General features: G+C 36.5%; 7 protein-coding genes and 1 CRISPR repeat array. Of the genes, 4 read left to right on the forward strand and 3 right to left on the reverse strand.

What is annotated here, in order from left to right; genetic code table 11:
• A CRISPR array of direct repeats spans positions 1 to 4,633; the repeat unit is 24 nt; unit sequence TTAAAGATTAGAAAACACGATATT.
• 169 nt (positions 4,634 to 4,802) lie between these two features.
• Both cas2 and cas1 read right to left on the reverse strand, forming a co-directional pair.
• A complete protein-coding gene (cas2, locus tag BOW55_RS07570) occupies positions 4,803 to 5,132 on the reverse strand; it encodes a CRISPR-associated endonuclease Cas2 (protein ID WP_129023618.1) in 330 nt (109 codons plus the stop codon).
• Positions 5,108 to 6,022: a type II CRISPR-associated endonuclease Cas1 gene (gene cas1 / locus BOW55_RS07575; RefSeq protein ID WP_129023619.1), complete on the reverse strand. Its 915-nt coding sequence runs from the start codon at positions 6,020 to 6,022 to the stop codon at positions 5,108 to 5,110. The genes cas2 and cas1 overlap by 25 nt, the downstream gene beginning before the upstream one ends.
• A 423-nt stretch (positions 6,023 to 6,445) precedes the next feature.
• Between cas1 and BOW55_RS07580 the strand changes: the two genes are divergently transcribed.
• From BOW55_RS07580 to BOW55_RS07595, 4 genes are all read left to right on the forward strand, one after another.
• The gene (locus tag BOW55_RS07580; protein WP_129023620.1) at positions 6,446 to 6,868 is read left to right on the forward strand and encodes a single-stranded DNA-binding protein; all 423 of its coding nucleotides are present in this window, start codon (positions 6,446 to 6,448) and stop codon (positions 6,866 to 6,868) included.
• Positions 6,869 to 6,898: 30 nt separating this feature from the next.
• Complete coding sequence (locus BOW55_RS07585; protein WP_129023621.1) at positions 6,899 to 7,960, forward strand: DUF932 domain-containing protein; 1,062 nt, start codon at positions 6,899 to 6,901, stop codon at positions 7,958 to 7,960.
• A gap of 351 nt (positions 7,961 to 8,311) precedes the next feature.
• Positions 8,312 to 9,823 carry a MauE/DoxX family redox-associated membrane protein gene (locus tag BOW55_RS07590; protein ID WP_129023622.1) on the forward strand — a complete coding sequence of 504 codons (1,512 nt, stop codon included), beginning with the start codon at positions 8,312 to 8,314 and terminating at the stop codon, positions 9,821 to 9,823.
• Between the two features lie 108 nt (positions 9,824 to 9,931).
• On the forward strand, positions 9,932 to 10,204 hold the full coding sequence (locus BOW55_RS07595; RefSeq protein ID WP_129023623.1) for a DUF6520 family protein: 273 nt from the start codon (positions 9,932 to 9,934) through the stop codon (positions 10,202 to 10,204).
• Between the two features lie 62 nt (positions 10,205 to 10,266).
• Here the strand turns inward: BOW55_RS07595 and BOW55_RS07600 are convergent, their stop codons facing one another.
• Positions 10,267 to 12,903 (reverse strand): S9 family peptidase, encoded by a 2,637-nt coding sequence (locus BOW55_RS07600; RefSeq protein WP_129023624.1) that lies wholly within the window; start codon positions 12,901 to 12,903, stop codon positions 10,267 to 10,269.
• Positions 12,904 to 12,908: the final 5 nt, after the last annotated feature.

The following is a 12,908-nucleotide window of genomic DNA, read 5'->3' on the forward strand; positions in this document are numbered from 1 at the left end:
TTAAAGATTAGAAAACACGATATTACAATGGAGAAGTAAACTTTTTGGTTTTAGGTTGTGGTTTGATTAAAAGATTAGAAAAACACGATATTAATACTGATAGTGCAGTAGTGCCAGTATAAGTTGTGGTTTGATTAAAGATTAGAAAACACGATATTAGAAAAGATAAGAAGACTGGAAGCGGTTAGGTTGTGGTTTGATTAAAGATTAGAAAACACGATATTAATGGCGTTGTTTTGGGTTCCAGTCAAACAGTTGTGGTTTGATTAAAGATTAGAAAACACGATATTCAGAAACCCACGAAATAGGAGGGACTGACGGTTGTGGTTTGATTAAAGATTAGAAAACACGATATTAGGTTTTAACAGACGAAAGAATAAAAACAGTTGTGGTTTGATTAAAGATTAGAAAACACGATATTCTTTGGATTAAAATAACGATTTGACAGTTGTGGTTTGATTAAAGATTAGAAAACACGATATTGTAGGCGCAGACATTCCGAAATCCAGACCAGTTGTGGTTTGATTAAAGATTAGAAAACACGATATTCAGCCTACGTAAATTCCACAAAGCCAGTAGGTTGTGGTTTGATTAAAGATTAGAAAACACGATATTTGACAATTATCAGGATTGAACATTAAACCTGTTGTGGTTTGATTAAAGATTAGAAAACACGATATTAGATAAATCAGAATTTGAAGGACTTGATGTGTTGTGGTTTGATTAAAGATTAGAAAACACGATATTAATTTGGTTTATCATAATCAAGAACAATAGTTGTGGTTTGATTAAAGATTAGAAAACACGATATTGCTTTTTAATATATTCCGAGCCGTTAAACTGTTGTGGTTTGATTAAAGATTAGAAAACACGATATTCTTGGATTCTGAACACCGTCCTTTACGCCTGTTGTGGTTTGATTAAAGATTAGAAAACACGATATTACAATGGAGAAGTAAACTTTTTGGTTCTAGGTTGTGGTTTGATTAAAGATTAGAAAACACGATATTGAGACTGCGAGACAGAATACAACGGGATAAGTTGTGGTTTGATTAAAGATTAGAAAACACGATATTCTATTCTAAATTCTTTTGCATCCATAATCTGTTGTGGTTTGATTAAAGATTAGAAAACACGATATTCAGGCGTATTTCCTATAGTATTCTCCAATAGTTGTGGTTTGATTAAAGATTAGAAAACACGATATTTAATCAATCCATTAGCTTTTACAATAGTTGTTGTGGTTTGATTAAAGATTAGAAAACACGATATTAAGAAATCAAAACCGAGTTAATTGATAATTGTTGTGGTTTGATTAAAGATTAGAAAACACGATATTAGTTCCGATATTAACACCTGAACGATTAGCGTTGTGGTTTGATTAAAGATTAGAAAACACGATATTGTTCTTCTCTATTCATGACATTTCAGGATTGTTGTGGTTTGATTAAAGATTAGAAAACACGATATTGTCACTAAAAGACATCGAAACTTCGCCCGGTTGTGGTTTGATTAAAGATTAGAAAACACGATATTACAATCCCGTAAAACCACGAGTGAGACCCAGTTGTGGTTTGATTAAAGATTAGAAAACACGATATTAATGAAATTGACATATTTCCAGAGCTTAGGTTGTGGTTTGATTAAAGATTAGAAAACACGATATTGGCTTTAGCTTAAATGTAAACGATGTAAACGTTGTGGTTTGATTAAAGATTAGAAAACACGATATTCGGTACTGCTCAGACATACACGCATAATTAGTTGTGGTTTGATTAAAGATTAGAAAACACGATATTATCGCCCCGCCAAAACCTTCAAAATGTTCTGTTGTGGTTTGATTAAAGATTAGAAAACACGATATTCAACCGCCGAAGTTTCATAACTTACATTCAGTTGTGGTTTGATTAAAGATTAGAAAACACGATATTACAATGGCATTTCATGGGCAATTGTACAGCGTTGTGGTTTGATTAAAGATTAGAAAACACGATATTTTGTTTGCAAGCGTGCTAACGTGGCAACAGGTTGTGGTTTGATTAAAGATTAGAAAACACGATATTTTTACACCCGCCATTTTCACCAAGTAGATAGTTGTGGTTTGATTAAAGATTAGAAAACACGATATTGGAAGCTGTAGGAGCGTTGAATATAACAGGGTTGTGGTTTGATTAAAGATTAGAAAACACGATATTATTCTACAAATGAAAAAGAAGTTACTCAGGGTTGTGGTTTGATTAAAGATTAGAAAACACGATATTTCGACTGTTCGTATTTTGAAATCATTTCTTGTTGTGGTTTGATTAAAGATTAGAAAACACGATATTATGAAAAGTAATTTAAAATAATTAAAATGAGTTGTGGTTTGATTAAAGATTAGAAAACACGATATTCAGCCTTTCTTTCTCCCACTTCAACGGTTAGTTGTGGTTTGATTAAAGATTAGAAAACACGATATTTGTTTTATTAAAGATGTTCTCTACATCATAGTTGTGGTTTGATTAAAGATTAGAAAACACGATATTTTACCGTACTGATTGGATATACCTTTTGCCGTTGTGGTTTGATTAAAGATTAGAAAACACGATATTCTTACGATGAAACAGACAGAGAGCTACCAAGTTGTGGTTTGATTAAAGATTAGAAAACACGATATTGTATTCACACAGCGTTGCTTTTACTGCATAGTTGTGGTTTGATTAAAGATTAGAAAACACGATATTTAAGGTTATTTAAATGCTCTGGACTTAAAGGTTGTGGTTTGATTAAAGATTAGAAAACACGATATTTTGATTTTACCAAATACCCTGCCTCAACTAGTTGTGGTTTGATTAAAGATTAGAAAACACGATATTATATAAGGAATAATAATACATCTAATAATAGTTGTGGTTTGATTAAAGATTAGAAAACACGATATTCTACCAAAACCATCAATTAATCCTGCGACTGTTGTGGTTTGATTAAAGATTAGAAAACACGATATTAATTTAGCAATCGCCAAAAAGCTTTGGGCTGTTGTGGTTTGATTAAAGATTAGAAAACACGATATTAACTGGGGCGTAAACAGCATTTAGAACTTAGTTGTGGTTTGATTAAAGATTAGAAAACACGATATTGTGTAGGCTTGTTGTTTTTCCTCTGCACTGTTGTGGTTTGATTAAAGATTAGAAAACACGATATTTTATTAATTTTACTTCATCATCAGTAGCTGGTTGTGGTTTGATTAAAGATTAGAAAACACGATATTCGATTACATAATGCCGTTAATTCCCCATAGTTGTGGTTTGATTAAAGATTAGAAAACACGATATTTTTAGTCGACAGCACTTTAAGCGCTGCCGTGTTGTGGTTTGATTAAAGATTAGAAAACACGATATTCGTGGTTTCCGTAACTGATATAAATACAGTGTTGTGGTTTGATTAAAGATTAGAAAACACGATATTCTTCTTGCGCTACTAAGTGCCCGCGGGCGTGTTGTGGTTTGATTAAAGATTAGAAAACACGATATTTGTAGGAAATGGCAGTACAACTAATTAACAGTTGTGGTTTGATTAAAGATTAGAAAACACGATATTATGGATCATCATTATCAATGTATCAGGGTGGTTGTGGTTTGATTAAAGATTAGAAAACACGATATTTTAAGCTTGGTGATTTTATCTTAAGCTCCTGTTGTGGTTTGATTAAAGATTAGAAAACACGATATTACTCTACCCCTAGAGTCAAACGAGTGAGGGGTTGTGGTTTGATTAAAGATTAGAAAACACGATATTCGTTTTTCCCAATTAGTTTACGAGAGAGCTGTTGTGGTTTGATTAAAGATTAGAAAACACGATATTATTTAATAGACAGTTAAACGACGACTTTGGGTTGTGGTTTGATTAAAGATTAGAAAACACGATATTAATTATAATTGTCGACATTCAAGAAGAAGTGTTGTGGTTTGATTAAAGATTAGAAAACACGATATTGGAGTTGCAATTATATATCCACAATCACGCGTTGTGGTTTGATTAAAGATTAGAAAACACGATATTTATTCAGTTGTCCCTTCATAAGGCTTATCAGTTGTGGTTTGATTAAAGATTAGAAAACACGATATTTTAAGCATGAAACAATTGCGGGGGTTCCTGGTTGTGGTTTGATTAAAGATTAGAAAACACGATATTTCTGTCCTACAAGCTCGTCACGGTGTACTAGTTGTGGTTTGATTAAAGATTAGAAAACACGATATTAAATCAATCCCTTTAAGGTTGTGTCAAATAGTTGTGGTTTGATTAAAGATTAGAAAACACGATATTGCTTTTTCCAGAAACCTCGACCGCAATCTGTTGTGGTTTGATTAAAGATTAGAAAACACGATATTAAGCAACTGAGTAATGAAAATCTAAATGAGTTGTGGTTTGATTAAAGATTAGAAAACACGATATTTGCAATTGCATCAACCCATTGCGCACCATTGTTGTGGTTTGATTAAAGATTAGAAAACACGATATTCTACATGGACGCGCACAACAGGCCAAACACGTTGTGGTTTGATTAAAGATTAGAAAACACGATATTAGATTAATCCAAAAAGCAACAACATGACCGGTTGTGGTTTGATTAAAGATTAGAAAACACGATATTAGTTGGCTTGTTTCCTTCTGATATATAGAGTTTTAGATGTAGATATCGTTCAGAAAAATGCCTCTTTTATAGTCTGATAACCCATAATTGAGGCATTTTTTCTATTGTAGGGTTTATTTGATAAGGTCTTGAACGTTGAAACTTTGCTAATAATTACAAAAGATCAGTTTTAGAATAATTCTAGTTGTGTAGGCTGAGGTGCTGATGGTAAGGCTGCTTTTCCCCAAAAATTTAAGATATTACCAAATTGCTTATCCGTTATTCGAAGTACACTTACTTTTCCTAATGGCGGAAGTAGTTTGTGGATTTTTTTTTCATGAACATCAGCGCTTTCGCTGCTTGCGCAGTGGCGTACATAAACAGAATATTGCATCATTGAAAAGCCATCTTTCAATAGATTGTTTCTAAATCCAGATGCATTCCGTCTGTCTTTTTTTGTTTCCGTCGGCAGATCAAAAAAAACAAACAGCCACATTATTCTGTATCCGTTAAGCTCCATAAGAGAGGATATTTTATTTTTTTTCTCTGTCCTGTAAAACACTGCTGAAGCGAGCTGGCGGTTTTCTGCAATGCAATCATCAAAGGACTTTTTTCATCTTTAAAGTAAACTGTCCTAGTTAGTATTTGTAATAATTCCGCCTTAATAGCTGTGTTTAGCTCTTGCTCTTTGAAATTTTGCATAATTTCAAAGACTTTTTCATCCACAATGGGACGAAATGGTTCCATGATATCATCAGCAAGTGCAAAAGCATTGTATTTACTTTTATGATGAATTCCCAATGTATTTAGTAAGCCACTTCCAGAAAGAGCTCTCGCGGTTGCAGCTCTTAAAATTGCATATCCATAATTCAGGAAATTATTAGGATAATTTCCATAACGTTCTCTTTTAATTCCATCAAATTCTAAATTAGGTTGTGGAAAATATTTCCAATATTGCTGTGCAGCTGCTCCCTCCATATTAGATGAATCTCCGCTTAATACCTTGCCAGCTAAAAAGGAAAAACTGTTTTTTGAACCAGTTATTCTTTCCAGTAGTATCCCTTGGTTTTTTATTTTTTCCACTATGGTCTGCTGCCATAATTGTTTTTTTAAGGGGACTGAAGCTTCTATCTGATTTTTGAATATTTCCTGCTGGATGTGATGACTGTTGAGGTTCAGAAACATTCCATTGGGAAGATGGTTTTGGGAACAGATAATAATTGAGGTATTATTTTCAACAAGTAAGTTCATAGCCGGCATGCTGAGATAAATTTCGTTGTGATCCAAAACCAGAAAGCCGATATCTTCAATAGGTATTGAGCTTTCTTTTAGTTCAGATTTCAATACCAGCTGATTGCTTTTTGTTGTTATGGAAATTTTATTTTCAATTAGTACAGTTCGTTTTATCATGATTACAATTTGATGTTAGTGATGAAGATTGGCATAGTCATGTAAATTTCGAACATAAAATACAGCAGCCGTTACGGTTTTCCATAAAATAGGAATTAGATAAGCTGTTTTCATTCGAAACGGCTAAAAAGGGCAGCTAAGATAGCGCCAGCTGTCTGCTGCATGCGCATAACAGACTCCGTTTCACTTCGTCTGCCCTTTGGGACTTATAGCACTCCGCATCCTTTAGCTTGCGCTTGGTTCTTGCTTTCTTTTTTCCGTTTTTCTTTTGAAAACATTTTTGTTAAAGGGCGGAGCGGGAGTTAAGGAAAGCAGTTAGATCAATAGTTACAGATTAAGTATCTCATTAGTAATTTAAGTGAGTATTCAGTACGGTTGATTATTGATTGATAAATCATTTATTCATTTTTTAATTTTAAAGTTATGGAAATTACAGGAAGAGTTACAGCAGATGCGGTAGTGCGCAGAGCAGGAGAAAAGGAAGTTTTGAGTTTCAGTATAGCGGTTAGTGACCGTTATAAGAGCGCAGGAAGTTCAGAGTATAAAGAGGTGATCACTTTTATTAATTGTTCCTATTGGATTGCTGTGAAAGCAGGACAGTGGATTAAAAAAGGGGCGGTGGTGCTTTTAAGCGGAAGACTGGGTATGCATGTGTATATCAACAGTGAAGGGAATCCGATAGGAAGCATTGATTTTCATGTTAATGCGATAAATATTTTGGCTTTCGCAAAAAGAAGCGGAGATAAGGCAGAGGAACGAGAAAGTGTCGAGATTACGAAGAAGGGAAACGGCAGAACTGCCGTTAAAAAGGATAATGACAAGGCGGGGGATGAAGTGCCTTTTTAGTTGAGTGTTTAATTTTAAAAATAAGAAATCATGGCACATCATATTTATTTTAATGAAGAGACTCAGCAGCACAGCTTTTTCAGTGTGAAAGAAAAACCATGGCATAATCTCGGGCAGATAGTAGAAGAATACCCGACAAGCGCTGAGGCAATTGCGCATGCTGGATTGGATTTTGAGGTGGAAAAAAGAAGGCTTTTTACGTCCTCTTCACCCATTGTAACACAGGATTTTATTACTGCAGACAGGCTTGATATTCCAGAGTACTGCAGTACTGTGCGAACCGATAATGATGCAGTATTGGGTGTGGTGGGTAAAGATTATCATATCGTACAGAATAGGGATGCTTTTTCTTTTTTCGACAGCATCGTTGGTGGAGATGGCATAATGTATGAGACGGCTGGTGCTTTGGGGAAGGGCGAGAAAATCTTTATCACGGCAAAACTCCCTGACTATATCCGAGTGGGAAAGGATGACCTCACGGAAAAATACCTTTTCCTTACCACTTCGCATGACGGAAGCGGGAGCATAACGGCAGCCTTTACGCCGATACGAATTGTATGCGCTAATACACTTAATGCAGCCATGCAGTCTAAAACCAATACAGTGCGAATTCGCCACACTTCAAATGCTAAAGACCGTCTTGCGCAAGCACATAAAGTGATGGGGATTTCAGATACCTTGTCCAGCAGTCTGGAAGCCGTTTTTAATTATTTGAGTAAAACCAGCATATCAGATAAAGAGGTTAAAAACCTAATCCAGCATGCTATGGCTCCAAGCTCAGAAGTGCTCAAAAAACTTCAGGAGGGAAGAAACGAGGAATTATCCGCCTGTTTTAATAATATGGTCGATAATGCTTTTGAATATGCCATGGCACATCCTACACAGCAGACAGCCACAACTAAAGGAACAGTCTTTGGCGCTTACAACGCTGTAACGGGATATTTTCAGAATGTGAGAAAGTACAAAAATGAGGAAGCAAAACTTTCTTCTATCCTGATGGGAGGAACGGCACAGCTTCGTGGTCAGGCAGCATTTAATTTATGTCTTGATTTTGCGGTTAAAGGCTTTAGTTCCTATAAAGTGCAGAATTGAGTTTGTTTAAATTGGAATACAGGCTGTAAAAGCGGCCTGTATTCTTATGCCGGCGGCGCTGCAAATCTCGCGATTTACAGCGCTTTTATTCTGAAGATATGCTAAGTTGAGGTCAGTTTGAAGCCGATTCTATATTCAATTTTATTTGAAGGGAATGAAAATCAGGACTTACAAAACAAAAATTCTTTTAAAAAATCTTTGCGAGGAAAAAGGAGGTGTTTTTAAAAATTTTGGCTCCGTTTTTATAATCCCTTGTTTATGGTCTGTTTATACTTTTGAAGTAATCATTTTATAGAAATTATTTTCTAATCTGAATGTTTGTGTAAAAGTTTTAACCAAAGAGAATAAGACATGAAATTAAACTCAAATACTAAGGCCGCCATTTTTGAAACCGCATGTTTGCTCTATATTTTTCTACTGGTTTATGCCGCTATGAATAAAGCGCTTGATTTTGAAAAATTCAAAGTAGAGATGGGGCAGTCACCGTTATTAAGTGCTTTTGCTGGCTGGATGTCTTGGCTGGTGCTGATAATAGAGTTTGCAATAGTCTTTTTTCTTTTATTTTCCAAGACGCGAGTTAAAGCGCTTTATGCAGGATTTTGCCTAATGTCCATGTTTACCGCGTATATTTTTATAATGCTGAATTTTAGTTCTTTTCTTCCCTGTTCCTGCGGTGGAATATTAGAAAATATGAGCTGGAAGCAGCATTTCTTATTCAATGTCTTCTTTGTACTGCTTGGAGCATGGACGCTCTGGCTGCATAAAGGCAATAATAATTCTATAAATAGAAAGGCTGGCTTTTCTTATGTCATCGGCTTATTTTTGAGTGTCCTTGTCAGCACAGTTCTAGTGGTGGTTTTATTTTTCAGCTCAGAGGAAATAATGCAGCATCAGAATCCTTTTATACGCCGTTATCCCCATCATCCGGCAACTCTTATCGATACACTGGATTTAAAATACAATTCATATTATTTTGCTGGTTCAGGCAATGGCAATGTTTATCTCGGTAATCTGACAGTCCCTCTATATCTATTATCTATTGACAGTCTCATGCATCAGCAGAAAATAAGAATAACGCTGGATAAAAGCAGTTTTTCTTTCAAAGAGATTAAAATAAATGTAAATCCTCCATTTTTTTACTTGGCTGATGGCAGAACGCCTGCTATTTTTAAAGGCAGGGTAGATAATTGGAGGGCTGAACTGCAGCAGACACGACCGCCTTACTTTACAAATGCGATTCCAATAGACAGTTCAGCTGTAACATTTAATGGAATAAGCAGTAAAACGGGTGACAATACGCTGGGGATATTCCGTTTCGGGAGCCATTCAAAGGTATATATGTCGCCTGAGCTTCTACAAAAACAGGTTGATGGAGTGTTTGATACTGAAGGCATGCTTCATTACAGCGAGGAAATGAAAAGGATAGTATATCTCTATGCCTACAGAAATCAGTACATTGTTGCAGATCAGAGCGGCAGGTTAGACTATAGAGGCAATACTATTGATACTATTTCAAAAGCGCAGATAAAAGTCGCATATCTTAAAGACCGGACTGAACGGACAATGTCAATACCGGCTCTTAATGTCAATAAAAGCAGCAGTGTCTGCGGGCATCTGCTATTTGTAAATTCTAATGTTCCAGGCCGATATGAGCAGAAAGAAGTATGGAAGCAGGCATCGGTTATTGATGTTTATGACCTTAGGAAAAAGACCTATCTTTTTAGCTTTCATATCTATGGAATCGGAGATAAAAAGCTTCGAAGTTTTATCGTAACTCCAACCCATGCCTATGCACTTATCGGCAGCCGATTGGCAGTTTACAGGCTCGGGATGCAAATAAAGAAAGAGATGGAGATTAACTAGAATATAAACTAACTAACATTGAACAATATACCAGCGCTGAGTGTCAGGAATCAGATCGAACACCTGTAGAAAAAAGTAGATCATGTTTTAATCTTAAATTATAGTATTATGAAAGCAATCGTTTTGAAAAAGATGATGCCAGCGGCCGTTTTTATGCTGGGCATCTCGGGAGCGTTTTTCACTATGTCAATGCAGAGCACTGCAGAAGATGTGGTTCCAATTATCGGCTTTGTGCCGAGTGAAGATGATCCTTGTGATATTCCTGTTTCGTGTGATACAGCTCAAGGCCAGCTTTGCCGTCTTTTTGGAGCAACAGGCCCGCAGGCTAAAGCAATGGACAGCCCCACAACCTGTAACAGGGTAGTGTTCCGTCCACAGTAAAAACTGTGAACAATCCTAAAAAGGCAAATGCAGTTCTTTTAGAACTGCATTTGCTGTTTAAATTATTGAAGGCCATTTTTTATCCAGTCGGCGGGCTGAACGTTTTTTAAATGATAATCAAACCACTGGTGGATTCGTTCTGAAAGATCCAGCTGATTCTCATAGGATGCCAGATCATGCCCTTCTTTTGGATATACCAGCATAATGTGAGGTTTTCCAAGACGGCGCAATGCCAGGTAGTATTCTCTGCTTTGGTTCCAGTTGACATTTTCGTCAGCATCTCCTGTCCAAGTGAGCAGCGGAGTGGTGCAGTTTTCGGCATATTCTATTGGGGAGTTTTTTCTGTAGCTCTCACGATTTTCAAATAATGAGTTTCCCATGCGGAACTGATGATTTTCAAACAGCCACATCAGAGGTTTGCCAAACAGCCCCACTGAAAGATAGTGGCTCGTGAGGTCCGAGATTCCTGAACCAGCAACAGCGGTCGCAAAAAGAGAAGTTTGGGTAATGATGAAATTTACCTCATATGCTCCGAAGGAGTGGCCGATTAATCCAATTTTGTTTTCCTGAACAAAACCACTTTTCAGTACTTCCTTTGTGGCAGCCATTACGCAGTCTGTTGCGGATAATCCAGGATTGCCTCTTTGATAGACGATATCGGGAAGAAGCACAAAGTATCCCTGTGTAGTATACGTTGAAATATTAAATCCTTCAGCGTCAGATTCTGAAGGACTGACATAGGTATAGATCCTGTCTGAAAACTTCTCGTAAATATGTACAATCATGGGGTATTTCTTCTGTGGATCAAAATCTGCGGGATAATACAGAATTCCTTTTAAAGAAGTTTCAGTGCTGTTTTTGTAATGTACAATTTTAGTCTTTCCCCAATAGAAATGCTCCTGCTGCAAGTTGCTTTGGAAAATGAGCTTAGGATTTTGTTTATTGCTCTTTTTTACCATTAGACGGGGAGGAAGCTCGTATTTCTGTTCCATGTACATATAAGCATCATCAGATGACGCCTTTGCCATAAGGCTCAGGTTTGAATTATTGGAGAACACCAGTTTTTCCAGTGATCCTTCAGACCATTTATAATAACCTGAACCACCATCTTTGTTTGTGGCTTCCAGCAATAATTCTTTATGGAGATGTATAGGGTCTAATATCCAGCCGTCATAATTCAATCTGCCGGCTATGATTCTGGAATAGCCTGCCAGACGAAATCTGGTTTTGGTTTCTCTGCCATGGGTTAGGCGTCTTGCAGAAATTCCATCTGGACTGACAGCCCAGAGATCATACTCATCGCATAGGACTATTTGATGATCAAAGGGTGTGAATCCTAAAAAAGGATAGGATTCTTCCGTATTAGGATGCTCACTTTTATTATGAGAAAAAGATTCTCCTATATTTTTTGTGATATTGGTGTGCGTTTTTTTTTGAATGTCATAAATCCACCAGTTTCTCTGCTGAAAATACGCAATGTATTTTCCCGTTGGTGAGGGGATGGTAAAGAGAAAAAAATCAGAATGTTTCTTTAACATTAGATCTTTTTTGCCGCTGGACAAATCAAGGACATAATAATCTCTCGGCCCTTCTCTCATGTATTGTGGTTCATACTGTTTGGTATTGGAGATTACGGCATGTTTTTGGTCTCCTGTGAGCATAGCCTGAGGCAATGAATCATTTGAAATAAGCCTGTAGCTGTCTTCCTGCGGATGCCATAATGCCAGATAGACTCCTTCAAACTTTTTTTGTTTTTCTTCCGTGGTATAAATCCATTTGGCATTTGCATTCCAAAGCTGTACATTTCTGCTTTTATTGGAAGCTTCTGGTTTATCTTTTCGCTGCAGGCCGAAAAATACGCTTTTCATGTCTTTTGAAATCTGCATTTTGTAGCTGGATTTTGGAATAGTCAGTGTATCTCCTAGAAAAATCTGCTGCGTCTGCTCATTGGAATGATGCAGTTTAGAATTGAGAGCATCGTACAGGAACATTCGACAGCCAGATTCAGCATCTGTTTTTTCTGTAAACGCCAAGGCATGTCCTTCTTTGTGCCAGGTTAAATTGGCAAATGTACCACCGCTGCTGTATAAAACTGTTTTTTGTTCCGTTGTTAGGTCCAGTAGTTTTATTGCGCATTGCCCTCCGTTTTTTACCGTATAGAGAAGCCGACGTTTTGCAGGATCAAGAATAAACTCTTCGACGCTTGAAATATGATGTTTTTCAGAGCCGTCAAGAGCCTGAATAAAGAGTGTTTTTTCTTTTGTGTCTTCGTCTTTTAGGATTGCTATTTTATGGATTGAAGGCAGGTATAAGTATTTTAAGACTCCGTCTATTTTTTTATGCGAGCCAGTCTTTAAATCTATAATATGAAGGCTTTTTTCTATTTTATAAGTAAACCAGTCGGAAGAAAAGAAATTTCCCCGTTCGCCCAAAGCAAAGGAATATTTTTTGGAAGATGCTGTATTTTTAATAAAAAGTGTGTCAGCTCTATTTTGTCGGTACACCTTATAGCTTATCCAGTTTCCGTCGGGGCTGATTTTTTCAGGATAGAGCTCTTCCCATTTTTTATAGTCATCTGGGGTTAGATGCTTTTTATGCAGTGCCTGCCCTGATAAAGGGCAGAGGACTAATTGCAAAATTAAAACTAAAAAAATGACTGCCTTGCGACAGGGGAACGGTATTATGATGTGTTTTTTCATTATGG

The organism is Flavobacterium sp. YO12 (assembly GCF_004119495.1).
Lineage (GTDB): Bacteria > Bacteroidota > Bacteroidia > Flavobacteriales > Flavobacteriaceae > Flavobacterium.